The 16,842-nt window shown below is 55.9% G+C and carries 14 protein-coding genes and 2 pseudogenes; 14 read left to right on the top strand and 2 right to left on the bottom strand.

Features of this window, described 5'->3' with window-relative positions; genetic code table 11:
- Positions 1–17: 17 nt before the first annotated feature.
- The 4 genes and pseudogenes from DP106_RS16180 to DP106_RS00205 all read left to right on the top strand — a co-directional run.
- Positions 18–302 (top strand): annotated as a pseudogene (locus DP106_RS16180) (hypothetical protein); the annotation flags it as partial.
- Positions 265–1,395, top strand: a pseudogene (locus tag DP106_RS00220) (ISH6 family transposase); the annotation flags it as partial. The pseudogenes DP106_RS16180 and DP106_RS00220, both read left to right, overlap by 38 nt.
- A 641-nt stretch (positions 1,396–2,036) precedes the next feature.
- Positions 2,037–3,170 carry a hypothetical protein gene (locus DP106_RS00210; protein WP_120082496.1) on the top strand — a complete coding sequence of 378 codons (1,134 nt, stop codon included), beginning with the start codon at positions 2,037–2,039 and terminating at the stop codon, positions 3,168–3,170.
- A gap of 49 nt (positions 3,171–3,219) precedes the next feature.
- Positions 3,220–3,543, top strand: coding sequence for a hypothetical protein (locus DP106_RS00205; RefSeq protein WP_120082495.1), 324 nt, complete (start codon positions 3,220–3,222; stop codon positions 3,541–3,543).
- A gap of 50 nt (positions 3,544–3,593) precedes the next feature.
- Here the strand turns inward: DP106_RS00205 and DP106_RS00200 are convergent, their stop codons facing one another.
- The gene (locus DP106_RS00200) at positions 3,594–3,899 is read right to left on the bottom strand and encodes a hypothetical protein (RefSeq protein ID WP_240625290.1); all 306 of its coding nucleotides are present in this window, start codon (positions 3,897–3,899) and stop codon (positions 3,594–3,596) included.
- Positions 3,900–4,034: 135 nt separating this feature from the next.
- On the bottom strand, positions 4,035–4,937 hold the full coding sequence (locus DP106_RS00195) for an MBL fold metallo-hydrolase (RefSeq protein WP_120082492.1): 903 nt from the start codon (positions 4,935–4,937) through the stop codon (positions 4,035–4,037).
- Between the two features lie 139 nt (positions 4,938–5,076).
- Here DP106_RS00195 and DP106_RS00190 point away from each other — a divergent pair, with 139 nt between their 5' ends.
- The 10 genes from DP106_RS00190 (at position 5,077) to DP106_RS00145 (ending at position 16,625) form a co-directional block, all read left to right on the top strand.
- On the top strand, positions 5,077–5,469 hold the full coding sequence (locus DP106_RS00190) for a DUF5790 family protein (protein ID WP_120082491.1): 393 nt from the start codon (positions 5,077–5,079) through the stop codon (positions 5,467–5,469).
- Positions 5,470–5,850: 381 nt separating this feature from the next.
- Entirely contained in the window at positions 5,851–7,281 is a 1,431-nt protein-coding gene (locus DP106_RS00185; RefSeq protein WP_133305070.1) for a DUF6498-containing protein, read from the top strand.
- Between the two features lie 382 nt (positions 7,282–7,663).
- Positions 7,664–8,128 (top strand): 6-pyruvoyl trahydropterin synthase family protein, encoded by a 465-nt coding sequence (locus DP106_RS00180; RefSeq protein ID WP_120082488.1) that lies wholly within the window; start codon positions 7,664–7,666, stop codon positions 8,126–8,128.
- A gap of 2 nt (positions 8,129–8,130) precedes the next feature.
- Positions 8,131–8,898, top strand: a complete 768-nt coding sequence (locus DP106_RS00175) for a 7-carboxy-7-deazaguanine synthase QueE (protein WP_120082487.1) — start codon at positions 8,131–8,133, stop codon at positions 8,896–8,898.
- Positions 8,899–9,010: 112 nt separating this feature from the next.
- Complete coding sequence (gene queC, locus DP106_RS00170) at positions 9,011–9,700, top strand: 7-cyano-7-deazaguanine synthase QueC (protein ID WP_120082486.1); 690 nt, start codon at positions 9,011–9,013, stop codon at positions 9,698–9,700.
- 239 nt (positions 9,701–9,939) lie between these two features.
- A complete protein-coding gene (xseA, locus tag DP106_RS00165) occupies positions 9,940–11,178 on the top strand; it encodes an exodeoxyribonuclease VII large subunit (protein WP_120082484.1) in 1,239 nt (412 codons plus the stop codon).
- Positions 11,175–11,354, top strand: coding sequence for an exodeoxyribonuclease VII small subunit (gene xseB, locus DP106_RS00160; protein ID WP_120082483.1), 180 nt, complete (start codon positions 11,175–11,177; stop codon positions 11,352–11,354). Before xseA ends, xseB begins: the two co-directional genes overlap by 4 nt.
- Before the next feature lie 144 nt (positions 11,355–11,498).
- Positions 11,499–11,852 carry a hypothetical protein gene (locus DP106_RS00155; protein WP_120082482.1) on the top strand — a complete coding sequence of 118 codons (354 nt, stop codon included), beginning with the start codon at positions 11,499–11,501 and terminating at the stop codon, positions 11,850–11,852.
- Positions 11,853–12,488: 636 nt separating this feature from the next.
- Positions 12,489–14,102 (top strand): ribonuclease H-like domain-containing protein, encoded by a 1,614-nt coding sequence (locus DP106_RS00150; protein WP_120082480.1) that lies wholly within the window; start codon positions 12,489–12,491, stop codon positions 14,100–14,102.
- A gap of 27 nt (positions 14,103–14,129) precedes the next feature.
- Positions 14,130–16,625 carry a DEAD/DEAH box helicase gene (locus DP106_RS00145; RefSeq protein ID WP_120082785.1) on the top strand — a complete coding sequence of 832 codons (2,496 nt, stop codon included), beginning with the start codon at positions 14,130–14,132 and terminating at the stop codon, positions 16,623–16,625.
- The last annotated feature ends 217 nt before the right edge of the window (positions 16,626–16,842 follow it).

Raw genomic sequence — 16,842 nt, 5'->3', positions numbered from 1 at the left:
CCTCTCGGCGAAGCGTGGCTATCGACACCGAGATCTACCTCGCCAAACATCTCAACCGCTGACACGGCGGCGTGAACGTCGTGCCACGATGTGGCGGCGTGTGTATGGATTGCGATCCAATGGGCTAGATCGACCCGAACTATCTGAGGTGGGTGCTCGAAGAGTTAGCGGCGGGCCGCGAACACAACGCCGTTGAGGCCGCCTCCGCGTGGGCTGCTCGTCGTCGGCCTCCTCGATCAACACCGGTAGGCAAAATCAGACGGTGGCACCGATCCTCACACAGCTGTCACAACCGCTGGTGATCACGAGTTCAGCCTCCACTACGTCGAGGATACTGCTGCTAACCACGATGAATCCAGTTACTTCCGGCCCGTCGAAGATGTTCTCAGCTTCGACGGGCAGAACCGCTATCAGCAGGACATCGCAGCCACTAGTGTCGATCTCGCCACCTCGCTCAGCTACCGTGATACTGCTGATCACGACGACGGCATCTTCGAACGGATGCCGTCGCCAACCATCATCAACCGCCGTGTCAGAGAATACGGCGGTAAGCTCAAGCAGTTTCCTCCAGACTGTGTCGCTGATACAGAGGCTGACGCTGTCATTCCTGACGGCACAAAGTGCTACAGCCAAGACGACGACCGGTCGTACCACTCAATTCAAGCAACGCTTGGCGAAGATACCGCAGACAAGTCACGCTCTCTGCTGGATCTCTCGGTGAATGGTGATTGGAACAAGACAGCTGCCGAACTCGATGACATGGGTGCAGTCACTGACGACGCGACGGTCGTCAGTGACGGGGATAGAGGCATTGTCACGGCCTTTACCGACGAATCTCACGATCACCAACTTGACCTTGTCCACGTTGGTCGAACACTGGACTACTATCTCTGGGATGACGGTGTCTTTCCAATAAATCAGCGTAACGAGATCGTCTCAGAAGTAATCGGTGAGGTGTTCCATCTGGAGAACTCGGTCGCTAAGCACCGTCCGAACGAGGAGTTCGCGGCGATCCGCGAGCGGATCGCGCAAACGACCGACCGTATCGAGAAGACAGCGTGGCAGTTGGATCAGTACGGAGCAGAGACGGCAGCGGGGTATCTCTATGCGTAGCTGCCGTCAATCGTGACATTTGCTGAGGCAGCTATCGAGGGGTTCGAGATGCCGTGGGCCTCGAACCCCGTCGAACGGCTGATGAAGGAAGTCAGCAACCGGTGTAAGAACCAGTGGATGCGCTGGACAACAGAGGGGCTGGAGGCGTTGCTCCGGCTTCGGCTAGTGAAGTACGCTGATCTATCTCACTACCAGTTGTTTCTTGACGACCTGCTCCAGCGATCAATCAAAACAGCAATGAGCTGTGACCTCTCAACTGAGAGCACCAGAGGCAAACTCTAGAGGACTTTGCGACGCGACCAACATATTGATAAAATCGACCGCGTAAGCTATCGCTGTGTTGTGACATCTGTGTGACAACGACAAGGTCACTGTGTTGTTCTACGACGAACACAATATCCAATTGAACGTCATAAAACTCTCCTCGCAGGATGAACTTGTTATCCGAATAGAGGTCATCGTGATTTGGGATGACTTGGTACAGATATACCCCGTCTGCTCGCGTAGAACCGCTTTGAGCTGTGCTGTGGTCAGATACCGCGAGTGTTTCTTGGCTGCAGTTTCGCTTACCTTGATGCTGTCTGGTTTCATCAGGTATATCTCACACTATTTAGCCGTGATGGAAGTGAATTGTCTTGGAGCCAAGCCCCTGACTAGCTGGGTCTTTGTATGACCAGCCGTAGGGCTCCCGAGAACGGCTTAACTCAAGATTCGACAAAGTAACCGAGTTCTGTTTGCTCGGAAGTTGTGACTATGTTTCAGAGGTTTTCTCGGTTCCACACCTACTTAACGGCGATGGCAAATTTCCTTCTAAAAGTAACGCGGGCGATCGCGTCGATATCGAAACGGCACCGCGATGAATAGTGCGTAGCCCCGTGTTGCCGTCACGATCAAGTTCGCTCGCCGCGTGAAAACGGTAGGCGATGGATGGGGAAGCACTGATCGCGAGCCGAACTGGAGCGATCACGCGGGGGCTGCCGGCGCTGGTAGCAGCGCGCGGATACGAGAACGTCAAACGGGTCGTCACGAACCGGCCGGAGCATAAAAAATACGACCTTCCACCGGCGACCCTTGGTCAGGTTGTCGACGTTGTCGAGAGGACGGAGGACGCCTATATTGTCGTCGACGGCGACCTCCACCCGGGGCAGATGCTCGATCTGCGGGCGCGGCTCCCGGCCGCGACGGTTCGAGACCGGAAGGGTGCCGTCTGGGAGCGGCTGCGCGGGGCGAACCGGGTCGCAGACGTACGGTTCGAACTCAGGCAGTGCCGCATTGAGCGGCTTGCCGCGGCGCGGGTGGATCGGGACGCTGCGGCGAGCAGCCCGGGCGGATCAAGTGGCCGTCGGGCCGACCTCGAACGGCGCCGAGACGAGCTCCGGGCCCAGTTTGAGCGGTTCCGTCAGGCCGCCGGCGAACGGGTGGCAAACGGCTACAGGAACGTCGATGGTCACGTCGTGTTCGTCGGGCGGCCGGGAACGGCCACGACCGACTGCTGGACGGCGCTTACTGGCACTGATGCGCCGACACCCGCCGGTCGTCCCGCACGGGCGAAGACGGCGACAGCTGACATCGGCCCCCACACTGTTGCGGTGACCGAGACACCGGGGATCCCCGGCGACGGAGCGGTGCCAGCGTACGTTGAGGCCGTCGCCGCCGGAACCCTCGAAGCGATAGAGCGGGCCGACCTCGTTGTTGGAGTTGGAGCAGGAACCGGCTCGCTCGTCGAATCGCTGTCCGACCAAACCGACGCCGCCTGCAGGCAGTGTTCCGACATCGACGAGATCCGAGATACGGTGCTCGGGACGCTCGATACGGTAGCATATCGCCTGCGCTTGCCGTACGGCGACGCCACACACGCCCTCGTCGCCGAACTCCACGACGACGCGCTTGTCCGGGAGGTCGCATACGACGACGATGTCGTGGTGCGCGTTGAGGTGTCGGCCGCTGCCGCCGACACTCTGACTCGCCGAGTCGACGACATCGGTGGCGGAACCGGGCCGGCCGACCCGAGGTGGGGGCCGAAAGAAGTCGACACAGCGAGGGACGATACGCCGTGATCGCGTGTGTGAACGGGTCGGCGAGTGTCGACGATGGGGGCACGGGGTCGTGAGGGGTACCGATGGGCCGGCCGGCGGGTATCCGGCGGGCGTCGAGACAGAGACGATCTTCGAGGTCGCGATCCCAACGTCGTGTCGCGACCGGATCGACGAGGCGGTACTCGGGGAAGCCCTCGCGGTGTTGGAGGCACACGGAGTCGCTCACTACCGTGTCTCGCCGGTCGGTGGACTGAAAGTTTTCGTTGGGATCCACCGACCGGATGCGGAATACGAGTCGATCCGCGACGAACTCGCTGACGCCGCGTACGGTCTCCGGGAGCACGGTGCCGCCGACGGGTTCCGTCGGCTCCGAGTCGGGTTGACCGACAGCTGATACGGTCAAGAGGTGGGTTACAACCGATTTATAGCTTCGTCGAGATCGAACTATTCGGTCGTCTCGTCGAAATCCCTGTTCCGTCCGTCTCTCGCGTCGCCCCCGGAAGCGTCCCTGGCAGCCGTCGCAACGCGGACGTGTTCGTTGTCGATTGATTCGACGGCGACCGTTGTCTTGAACCGCCCGTGGTCAGCCGGCGATCTTTCGAGTGGCTTGATCGACTCGGTACCGTCGACGACGCGAAGGATCTTGAGACAGACCGCGGCGCGGAGGCCGTCGACTGTCGCCCAGTCGTCCGGGGGGACGCGCGGCAGGAGCCGCTCGCGAAGCTGCCACGTCTCCAACACCAGATCCATATCGTAGGAAGAAATCGATCAAAATACCCTACGGTGGCCGCGGGAAAGCACCTTGCACGGGGCCATGAGGACGGTTGCGCTCCGTCGGTTCCGCCCCGCACCGCCGGCCAAGCGATCACCCGACCCCACGCCGCGTCACAGCTCCGTGGACTCGCCGTCCCGAACGGCGACGACGTCTCCGTCAAACGCCGCTTCCGCCTCCGATTCGAGCGTCGGCTCCTCCCCCTCGTGTCTCGGGGAGATGTGCGTCAGCCAGAGCCGGTCACTGTCGGATTCCGAGGCGACCTGTCCGGCCTCCGCTGCCGTCGAATGGCCGGTCGATCGGGCCCGTTCGGCGTTGCTGTCCGAGAACATCGCGCTGTAGACGAGCAACGAGGCGTCGGACGCCGCGTCGACGACCCCGGGGATCGGCCTCGTATCGCCCGTGTACACCACTTTCCGTCCAGGCTTTGGTTCCGATAACACGTCGTTGGGTGTCACCGTCCGCCCGTCGTCGGTCTCGACGGAGTGGCCGTTCTGCAGTTTCCCGTACTTTGGTCCCGGGTCGACGCCGAGATCCTGTGCCCTCCCGACGAGGAACTCCCGCTTCGGCGTCTCTTCGACGACGAACCCGTGGGAGTGTTCCGTATATTCCGTTTCGAACGGCTGGATACGGTAGTTGTCGGTGGACATCGCCGGTTCGTCGCCGCCGTAGCCGCATATTTTGAGCGGGTACGTTGGATGTCCGTAGGCACCCTCGACGAGGTCGTTCGCCCGTTGGATCCGTCCGTCGGGAACGCAGAGACGCAGGGGCCGCTTGCGGTCGTTCATTTCGAGGGCCTGAACGACACCGGGGATGCCGAGCGTGTGATCCGCATAAAAGTGGCTGACGAGGATCGCATCGACGTTTGGCGACGAGTCGTACCGCATCAGGCGTTGCTGTGTCCCCTCACCGCAGTCAAGGAGAATCCGGTCGCCGAACAGCTCCATGTATACGCAGCTGGTTCCGTAGGTGGCGGTGGGAAGGCCGCCGCTTGTTCCAACGGCAGTGACTCGCATACGTGTTACCTGAACACTGAGAGACTAAACGCTACGCATCGGGGACGTTGCGGCTTTGGGGCTGCTCCGGGGGCGTGGCCGTAGCGGGTGAACATGATCCCGAGACAGCCGTTGTTGCTTTGGAGTCAGTTGAGAGGCGGTGGACATTGATGCGGCTGAGGCGGCCGTTGCAGACGTGAAGAAGACGTTCCTACTTGGCCAGCGTGCGGATGCTTTCGAATTGGAGTATGTTACCGAGACAGAAGCAACGATCAGTGAACTGGAGGAGACGGTTGCCACATTTGGAGCGATTGCTTCGGCCAGTGAAGAGTTACGTGAGGCCCTCGCTGGGTATTCGACCGATGTGGAGTCGGCGTCAGTCACTGACTCCCGTGACGAGGAACCGGAAGAGCCAGCTGAGAGTACGGCTGACGACGCCGCCAGCGACAAAGAAGATGGGGGAGCATCGTCAGGAGAAGAGCCGAGCGAGGAGGACACAGAGTCAGCGGCCGACGAACAGCTCGAAGTGACTGATACGAGCGGTGATACGTGACTTTCTATCACCGAGTCTGTTGAGTATTGGATTACAGCGGAAATGTGGTGTGTCTGATTTCGATCTGGCGGAGACCCCCACTATGTCCGGAGCATAAATACACTTGCAGGCTGGTGTGTTTTCACTCGGTACACAGGGGGTTGCTTCGATAGAGAGGCCGTGCTCATCTCACAGAGCTGTCCACAATCGGTTATTGAGGGCATCCAGTATCCGATCAACTTTAGAAACTACAAACCACCGGCACCGGGCGTCCGGTAGTAAATAAGGAATCCCTTGTTTTCGTGTTTCAACTTTGAGAAGTATAAGAAAATACAAAGTTCAATAAGTGGTGGTGTTGACGATGTTCGAAATATTTTGTTGCCCACAATATGGTGTATCAGTATGCCCTCGATAGCCGATGGTTCCAAACCATATGCAGTTGGGTTCGTTCCAACACTCCTTGCAAATTTATTCCCCATTATTGGGGTTCTGATGTTTGGGTGGGACTCAGAGACACTCATCGTGCTATACGTCTTAGAGTTGTTCTTTTCAATTCTCTTCGCGGCTGCAAAAGCCCTGTTTGCACAACGAGCACCGCAAACTCGTGGTGATGCGGACAATACACTAATCAGCATCTCAAGCGATCTAGAAGCAAAGCGTGGCAGCACCAAGATCCTGGAACTGTTGCCGCCAGTATATCCGCGGAATATCCCATTTATTACCGCAGTGGTGGGCTTTGGGGTGCAGTCCTCGCTTGCATTCGGTCTCCTTCTGTCCAAAATTGTCGATATCACGGGAGTGATCTCCGAGCGTGAAGTCATCGGGGGCTTGGCGGTTCTTGTCGTCGCCCGACTGATCGACATGTGGCGCACTTACTTTCGAGGGGAGTACAAAACGGTCTCGCCGTACTCAGTGGTTGAAGCTCCCGCCAGAGAGATGGCATTTATCATTTTGTTGCTGTTTGTAACTGTGTTTACTTCAGCCGCTGGGACGGAGTTTGCAGTCGTGATTCTGATCGGTGGGAAGATAGTCGTTGAGTGGTCTGGCTATCAGGCCTCGACAGAAACTGGGAGCCGCCTCACGGCATGGCTCTCAGGGCCAGTCTCTCAGGACACTGAATCAACTGACGTGGTTCTGCCCAACGAGGAGCCTGACGTACGGGTGTCAACTGACAGCCGTGGCGTTCTCTTCACCGGGGCTTTGAACGTTATCGTGAATCTCGCGCCGTTTGTTGCGCTGCCGTTTATCATCCTCTGGATTGTGTTACTCGGATTTGTGGGCAGTGACCTCTCCTCAGTAATGGCTGTCGGCATCACGCTCGCGGTATTTGGATCGTATATTGGGTTTCTGCTCGCTGAAGTCCTGATATTCTATCTGAGGTATGGCTTGTTGGAGTATCATCGGTGTGGAGATCGTCTCATTGCGTACGACCGACTTGTCGAGGAGGCTCAATGGGAGACCTCTACTGACGTACTTCGTGGAGTTGAACTCGTTACGGATCGGCTTCCTGATCGGTTGCTCGGCACGCGAACTATTGTAGCCACGGTAGGGGCTGGTGAAAACGCAGCGGAACGGACGATTGGGCCTGTGAGTGACCCTAAGACAGTCACCGAATCATTTGAGTTCCCTATTGCATCGACAGGATTTGACCCACTCAAACGGTGGCCGATAGTCTTGTTTGGAAGTTGTATCGGCGGCATACTCGTCACAGTGGGTGTTCTTATTGTGGCACCGTCGATAAGCATAGGAGAAGTGGTTGTGTATACTGCCTTCGGATTACCGTTCGCTATCCCTCTTCTACACAAAATTTGGGCGGAGTCATATCCCAAGTAAACAGATCAACTCCTGGAGAGAATTATTGTAACTTACCATGACAAAATGATATAGAGTGTATGACCCAGAGCACGTCCGCGTCGATGAGTCGGCTGAAATCAAAGGTTTCAGCCGTTAACATACGTTTCAACCATTGATTTGATACGCAACAGATTATTTTACTGGTTGACCACTTTGACCTCATATGGGTTCGTCTGAAACTCGTTGTCGTCACCGTCCGGGTAGCTGTAGATGATTGCTTCATCCCAACAAGGGTTCGTTTGAAACTCTCCATTGGGGGACGCCAAACTACCACCCAACAATGGGTGCTCGACAAGTAAGGATGATAGGTTAGATTCGCTCAGATAGGCACGCATAAGTACCACCTGAATATTCTTGAGATATGTCTCAAGGATTATCCAGTAATCAATCACCAGATGATGAAACCCTCGCTGATGCAGGTGAACGAGAACTGCGTGTCGGGGAGGATCGGCCCATTCGAATCAGTACAGGGCATCGGATACTTCACCACGAAGGAAAATGCAGCAGGCCACACGGTCATAACTACGAGATCACCGTTTCGGTGACTGGCGAACTGACTTCGGAAGGCTGGATCGTTGATAAGGGTGATATTACCTCAGTAATATCTGAATGGGATCATCGGTTTCTCGTAGAACGAGGTGATCCCCTCATTGAGGCATTTCAGCGAAGCGGTGACGAGGATTCGCTGGTTATCATCGACCATCCACCCACAGCAGAGGTAATGGCTGTGCTGCTTGAGGGGGAACTGTCCGATGCACTGCCAGAAACTGTCTCAGAGATCGCCGTGTCTGTTCGTGAGACCGGTGAACTGTGTGCGGCCCCGTAATCATGCCTGTCAACGCTGAAGTAGAAGAGACCGAACCTGACACTGATGGCGACCTCCCGATCAACGAGTTGTTCTATTCGTTGCAGGGGGAAGGTACCTTAGCAGGCGTACCAACAGTCTTCATACGAACCTCAGGATGTAACCTACGATGCTGGTTCTGTGATTCGTATCACACGTCTTGGGAGCCGACTGGGGCGTGGCGAGATGTGGACTCAATTTTGGAGGAAGTCCACTCTCATAAGCAGGCTACTCATGTGGTGCTCACCGGTGGAGAGCCACTCATTCACGAGGAGTCAGTAGCCCTCATAGAACAACTAACAGCAGATGGATATCATACCACAGTGGAGACGAACGGAACGATTTACCGGGATGCACCCATCGACCTCGCCAGTATTAGCCCGAAGCTGGCGAGCAGTACACCGACACCTGATCGAGATCCGAAAGGCGATGGCGAGTGGGAAGGCCAACACGAGCAAGACCGGATCGATATGGAGGCACTGTCGCAATTGATCGACGACTACGAGACACAACTGAAATTCGTCGTGACCGGAGAGGAGGATATGCAGGAGATTACGGACGTGGTTGATCGGATACGAGCGACAACAACGACCACAGTAGCAGATGATGATGTATTGTTGATGCCGGAGGGAATGACTCGTGAACAACTCGATGGAACGCGCAGCGAGGTGGCTGAGCTTGCTATGGAGTACGGCTACCGGTACACACCACGACTCCATGTTGATCTGTGGAACGACGCACCAGGAACGTGACCAGCAAATGGAGACGCCACAGCCGAGAGAGTACTGTAAAGAGTGGGGAGTGTGGATGTCAGAGCCCACATAGAGAACAAACAAACGACACGTCCGACAAAATTGAGCGACAATGAGCAACAAAAGTGCAGTCATTCTGGTATCCGGAGGAATGGATAGTGCAACCGCTGTGTACGAAGCGATGGATCAGGGCTACGAGCCCTACTTCCTGCATACATCGTACGGGCAGCGGACTGAAAATAAAGAATACGAGTGCGCAAAAGCACTCGCCGACGAAGTCAATGCAGTCGACTCCCTGCATATTGAAACAGAGCATTTAGCCCAAATCGGGGAATCGAGTCTCACAGATGATGAGATGGATGTGGCTGATGCAGATTTAGATAGTGACGAGATACCGACATCGTACGTTCCGTTCCGGAATTCGAACCTGTTGTCGATGGCAACATCGTACGCTGAAGCGACTGACTCATCGGCGTTGTTCATTGGAGCACACACAGAGGACTTCTCTGGATATCCAGACTGCCGTCCAGAGTTTTTCGAGGCGTTCCAGAACGTGATTGATCTCGGGACGAAACCAGAGACGGACATCGATCTGATGGCTCCGTTCGTTGAGTGGTCGAAAACAGAAATTGCTGAGCGTGGACTTGAGCTTGATGTCCCCTACGAAATCACGTGGTCATGTTATCGAGACAACGAGCCGGCATGCGGTACATGTGATGCGTGCGCGTTTCGGCTTGAAGCGTTCCGCAATGCTGGTACACAAGATCCGATTAAGTACGCAGAACGGCCAACATTCTCGTGATAGCCGTTCTTTGAGTTGTCTGGCTCATATTCCCCATCCCTCGCCAACGAGCATTTTATTCAATCCCACGAGGGGTCGTCTGAAACGGCCCGTGATATACAGACCATGGTGGCCTACTCGGATTGAAATCTACCAGGCTGGATTCCCCGTGCGTGGGAAGCTGCGTCGTTGGCGACGCGAAGGATGTCGTAGACAAACCTGAACAGCTTTTTGATGGTATCAAGCGTACCACAAAGTGGATGGCAAAAGCAGATGAATCGGCGGCCGGGCCGGTTGAACTTGACAGCGATGATGTCGTCACCGTAGCCACACTCAACGACGAGATAGCCGCCGTCATTGATGAGAATCAAGAGCTTGTGCATGACTATGTCATCGGCGATGTGTCAGATTGTCGATCGGCTAACGGCCACCTCCACTTCGATCTCGTTTCAGGCGATGCATCTATTCACTGTGTTGTTTTTGGGTTCAGATACAAGGGGTTGAACACAAAACCTGATGAAGAGATGCACGTCGCTGTTCGCGGCGAGCTCTCTTATTACGAGCCACAGGGGTCGTGCTCTCTCATTGTCGAGGATGTCGTCAATATGGGTAAAAGCGAGTACAGTCAAGTTTACGCTGAAAACAAGGAGAAACTCGCCGGTGACGGCCTACTTGACGACGAGCAAAAACAGCCACTCCCGGAGCTACCAACGACAGTCGGCCTTGTCACATCAGCCGATAGCGACGCACGGATTGATGCTGTCACCGCAATCCATGATCGGTATCCGCAAGTCGATATCAAGATCAACGACGCCAGTGTCCAAGGCCCGAATGCACTCCAAGCGCTGATGAGCGGTGTTGCAACCTTCGACGAGGATGCAGCCGTTGATGTGATCGTTGTCACCCGTGGCGGTGGTGCAGACAAGACGCTCCGGATCTTCAACGAAATGCCGCTCTGTCGGGTCGTCGCTAACACTGATACCCCGACAGCGGTGGGCATCGGTCATGAGGATGATCAGACGCTCGCCGACGAGGTGGCTGATTATCGGTTTATGACACCAACGCATGCTGGCGAGGTCGTCCCGAAGCGAGCTGATCTCGATCAGAAGCGAACGCGGCTTGCGGAGCGACTCGATACGGCATACCAGGGTACTGTCGACACCAAACTCACAGCCTCAAAGACCACGCTCAATAACGCCTACCAAAGCGTGGTTGCCGGTCGGCTACACGAGTTAGAAGCCTCACTCGCGAATGCTGCTGATCGCCACGTTGAGGCAAAGCTGCTCGAATTGCGGAACCGGTTGGACACCGGCTACCGAACCCTTGAACAGGAGAAGGAACATGAAGAGGAACTTGAAGAAACAGTCGAAGCAGTGCGTGACGAGGCAAAGAGTGAAATCAGGGCGAAGATGGCCAGACAGCAGCGACGCTACAAGATCATCATCGCTGTACTCGTGGTGATCGTGCTTGGCCTTACCACCCTCTATCTAACATCATGAGCGAGAATACTCCAGTCAGCGACAAGGTAGACCGAGTTGAAGCGATCATTGAACAACTTGAAAACGGCGAGGTGTCACTTGAGGAGGCACAAGAACTCCGTGAGGAAGGCGAAGAACTCCTTACTGAGCTTGAGGGGACACTTGCTGTCGGAGACGGAGAGATAATCGAGCAATGACTGCGCTTCCTGTCATGTGGTGTATGAACCAACTGTAGTGTGTCTGAGTAAAACTGAACACTTTGAGGGCTGATTGGCACATCCACAGGGCATACTTGATGATGCCAATGTTGATTCATACCAAGACCCAATAACTGATATCGTATGAATCAACAGACTCTCTCTGGAACCGATATCTCTGCCCTCCGGGAGGAGTATCTGCAGAAGGTCACCGAGAAGTTGCCTGCCAAAGCACAGGCGAGCGATGGCTGGCCGATCACTGATGATCACTGCTTTGCCCGGGTGGTACTCGATACACTCTTCAGGGATGAGTGGTCACACCACATCAGCAGGTCACCGGCATACAAACATCTCTCTGAAGCCCAGTTACGAGCCGCAATCACGGTTGCAGATCGCATGCTCGCCAACGGACGGCCCGCTGTCGAAGAGCTTAATCAACAATCCCTTGGCTGGCGGCAGACAGACGAGGGTACTGAGAGAGACTCTTGCCGAAGATAGCATAGCCAGGCCTATCACAATTCTATCAAGAGGGCAGTGCGAGATGCACAGCGCAATTCATCAGTCATGGGCTGTGATCACTGGTTCGCTGGATTCGATTGCTAACCAACAAAAGCCATTCAATCTAATCCAGTATTAGTTAGCTATTCGAAACTGGCACACTGAAAACAGCACGACAGCCGTTAGACAACAGCGGTGTAGTGCTACCACGATTGCCGCGGGCCTACGTCTCCAACCGTCAGTTCCGTATCGCCCAACAGTGAGACAATAGCTGGTGGCACCCCATCGGCATCCAACGCAAACTCGGTCGTCCATCGATCAGAGGGATTGATGGCTGGCGGATGCACTGGGATGGAATCTGCCACGTGGTATTGAACTGGATGCCGAAACGGCGACGATGAAAACGGCCTGAGAGCAGACGATGGCGGCATTATACGCAGCGCAGGTACACTCTCGACTCGACGGATGTTTGTCAGCAACGAATCAGCTACGAATTCGACTAAACTGCTATCCAACTACCATACACAGATCATGGCATCTGGATTCGCAAACCGGCCACATTGAGAGAGGTGTTTCAAATACATTGATCGGTTAGCACTCAAGGTTTGATATAGATGTAACACGGTTTTCTTTACAATGAGTGACGATTGGGCTTCCTCCCGCAGTTCTGGTTTCGCTGTTGGAGGGCGACTCACCGCAGATGGAGGCAGCGAGACCGCAACCGTTCCCACCCTGCCACCTCCGGATGAGTCGCCGACGCGGTTGTTATCGTTGTCAGGCCAGGCAGTCAATCAGGCTCACACCGAGACGATCACGGCGATGATTGAGCGTACCGCACCCGATGTGGTCGTCGCCAGCGACCCCCAAGCAGAGGTCGTTAAACCCAGCTTACAGCGACAGATAGATCTCGAGATTCTAAAAGCTGGGAGTGGGATGCGGCCGGACGTTGTGGCCGTTGGTGCTGGTGAGTGTGATGTGATCGCTCTCCCGATGGGAGCCGAGCCACTCGATACCAACCAGATCGCCCGTCAGCAAAATCGATCCACTGATCAACACAACACTCCGTCCAATCGGTGTGTGATCACCCAAGCCGTTTCGTTGTCGGTGGATCCATATCAGCGATCGGCGACTCTCACCGGGGTCGACAGCTATCGTGACCGACTTCCTGACCACTGGTGGGGTGAACAGACACTCCATCTATCGACTGCTTTGCGGGCTGGGTTCACGACGAACTATCGATCATCAACCGGGGCGGTCACACGGTTTGTCGGTATCGGAACGTCTGAGGCGGATCTTGGTGTCGGAACCACGACACAGACAGTTCCGGCGACGATCATCGAGGTCTATTCAAACGGTGCCATTGACGTTTCAGACGTTGACCCACAGTCGTTTGGCCTGCGGGGTGTGCATGGGATTGGAGCAACCCGAATCGAAGCCCTGCGAGATGCTGGGATCACCTCAGTAAGGGATCTTGTGGCGATGCCACTCCGAACGCTCGCTGAGCTACCAGGCCTGGGTCGGAGTTCAGCTGAGAATATACAGACAGCAGCGGAGGCCCGGACGACAGAGACGGTGATCCCAACCGGTGATGATTCACTCCCTAATCAAGAGCCGGTGTTTATCGATATCGAAACAGATGGTCTGAATCCATCGACGGCGTGGCTCATCGGGGTTCTCGATGGCGGGCCAGCCGAAGGCAACTACATGAGCTTCCGTGAACAGGCGGTTGATGATGGCGCACATCTTGAGGCCTTCATAACGTGGCTCACTGGGGCGGCAGCCGGCCGCCCGATCGTGGCGTGGAACGGCTATGACTTTGATTTCCCTGTCATCACAGAGCAACTCAGAGAGCACTATCCCGGTCTCGTGGATACGTGGACTGATCGGTATCACCTTGATGTGTATTACTGGGCGACAACGAAGAACGGCGGCAATGTGGCACTCCCAGGGCGAACCAACAAACTCGAACCCGTGGCTGAGGCACTTGGCTGGGAGCCAACAACCAATGGGATCGATGGCGCAACTGTCGCAGAGATCTATACAGCCTACCGGAGACAGATTACAAGCGAGACCGAATCCGATGGAGCAGTTGAACCAAATTGGGAACGTCTTGAACAGTATTGTGAGGATGATGTCCGAGCTCTCGCAACGATCTATGAGCATCTTGAAACAGCGGCACGCCGCGAGCCGGCGACACAAACACCGACCGGCGAGAACAGTTCGCAGGGCTCGTTGGCTGATTTTTCCTAACCAATCATGCAACCATTTCGGATCAACATGAACGCTCACGATACCAGACCGATCACTGACGGTGGGACAACACGACGCCAGATCCTTTCTGAGGAGCAACTGCAAGACTCATTTCCTGACTGGCGAGATCAAATCTGTCACAGCGAACGACTCGCCGCTCAAACAGCCGATACGGTTGCTCCAAACACGGTGCTCCAAGAGCCACTCTCATCGCGACTCGACCATGAGCTCTATTCGCATCAGGCCGACGCGCTTGAGTTGCTCGCCAACGACGAGAATGTCGTCGTGACCACCTCAACCTCCTCCGGCAAAACACTGATCTACCAGCTCCAAATTGCACGCAACCACCTCGGGAATCCCGACGCGACGGCCCTCTGTCTCTTTCCGACGAAGGCCTTGACGACCGATCAGGAAAAAGCACTCAACGATGGGCTGCGGGAGAGCTTAGAGCTTGATACCACCGTCGGTGTGTATGATGGCGACACGAAAAATGAACGAAAACGACGGATCCGAGAGACAGCAAACGTCATTCTCACCAATCCAGCAGGATTGAATGTCTATCTGCCACGCCACAACAAGGATCGTGGCTGGCATCGCTTCTACAGCAATCTTGAACTCGTTGTCATCGATGAGGGCCACGAGTACAGCGGCGTCATGGGCACCCACGTCGCGTGGATCCTCCGGCGACTCCGACGGGTGCTTGCTCACTATGAGTCTGATCCGCAATTCGTGATGACGACGGCGACGATCGGCAATCCAGCAACCCATGCTGGAACGCTCACTGGGGCTGATTTCCAGGTCATCGATGCGGATGGCTCTCCACGGGGGAGTCGAGATATCGTACTTTGGGAGCCACCACTTGATGAGGAACCCCTCGAAGACTACGATGATGGCAGTGGTGACCTCATGGAGGGGTTTGAGCAAGCCCGCCGCTCCAGTGCCCGTGAGGCGGCCTCGGTGACAGCTCATCTTGCGATCAATGGGATGCAAACCCTGCAGTTTACAACGGCCCGACAGGGCACCGAGATCGGTGCGAAGCAAGCGGTTGGGGCAGCCAGAGATCATCCGCGAGAGCAGTACATCGATGTTGAACCCTATCACGCTGGGCTCGGCAAACAAAAGCGGCGAGCGGTCGAAAATCAACTGAAAGGAACCACTCTCGATGCGGTCATCTCGACGAATGCCTTAGAGTTGGGTATCGACATCGGCTCCGTTGATGCGACAGTGACGGATTCCTACCCTGGAACGAAACAATCCTTCTGGCAGCAGATCGGACGAGCCGGACGGGGAGCCAGTGACGCACTATCGGTGCTTGTCGGTGGCAAAGACGCCATGGACGCATACATCCTCGACAACCCTGCATACCTCTTCGATGATGAGACCGTGGAAGATGCGGTGGTCTCGATCGACAACGACCGCGTGTTTGCCGATCACCTGTTGGCGGCAGCCGCCGAACGGCCGCTCACAGCTGCGGATGCCCCGTATCTCGGCGGCGAGGATCGATTCCGTGAGATGACTGCGATGTGGCAGGACGCAGGCCTGCTTGAGCAAGCCGGTGATCTCGACGCCAGCGGGGTCACCTATCGGGGTGATCGTCGGCCACAAAGTCGGATTTCGATGTATGGTACCACAGGCACCGACTATGAGGTACTCTGCACCAACGGTGAGATCGATCACGATCCAGTTGCCAAGGAGCGTGCCTACCGGGATTATCACGAGGGCGCGTTGTTCCTTCACGCTGGCCAGCAGTACGAAGTGACCGAGATAGATCACAGCCAGCCACACCCATGTATCCACGTCCAGAAGGTGGCCACATCTCGTTACACCCAAACGCTGTCGGAAAAACAGATCCAGGAGCTTGAGGTTCGCGATCATACTAGCCTGGCCGGCGGGTATGATGTCTACTTCGGCACTGGAACGGTTCGGATCACCTATGGGAGCTACATGGTTCGGGACTTCCAGACCGGAGAGCTTGTTGAGGGCCCACTGCCAACGGAGACACCGCCGCTTGACCTCCAAACAGAGCTGTTGTGGGTTGCCTTACCCGAAAACCATCTTGCGAAGACAATTGACGCACTTGAGCAGCCTCTCTTAGAGCCGACCAGTCGTGCTGGAAGCGATCGAAACGTCCCGAACGAGCAGTCACGATACACCTACGGTGGCGGGATTCATGCCGCCGAACACGGGATTATTCAGCTGGCTCCATTGGAGCTGATGGTTGATAACAATGATATCGGTGGGCTCTCCATGCTGTCACATCCCCACGAGACGATCGCTGGGCCCACATGGTTCGTCCACGATGGCATCGATGGCGGGATCGGGTTCTCGAAGGCGATCTATGAGAATATCGAAACGCTTGCCGAACGGACGGCTGCCCATATTGGCGACTGTGAATGTGGCCGACGGCGTGGGTGTCCGTTGTGTGTGATGAGCGAAGACTGTGGGAATAATAACGATCCGCTAGATACTGCCACTGGTGCGATGATCCTTGAGGACGTGTTAGGGGCGTTTGAAGCGGATTGAACCGTTTGTGGAGTCCCTGTTTGATTGGCTTCGGTGGAAGAAGCAGTATCCCGCTCGGACGCCTGGAGTAGCCGCTGTCGTGGTGGTCGTGCATTGTGGGCAACTACTGGCGGCCGAGAGGCTTGATCCCCCTGCAGCCTACCGGTGGGCCACGGAGTTTCAGCGGAGCATCGGGGCTGGATCTGTCGCCTTCTTGTGGCTGCTACATTCCTCGCAT

Origin of the sequence: Halonotius pteroides, from assembly GCF_003605635.1 — an archaeon.
Taxonomy (GTDB): domain Archaea; phylum Halobacteriota; class Halobacteria; order Halobacteriales; family Haloferacaceae; genus Halonotius; species Halonotius pteroides.
The sequence above is the reverse complement of the archived record's forward strand: the minus strand, read 5'-3'. Positions and strand labels throughout refer to the sequence as shown.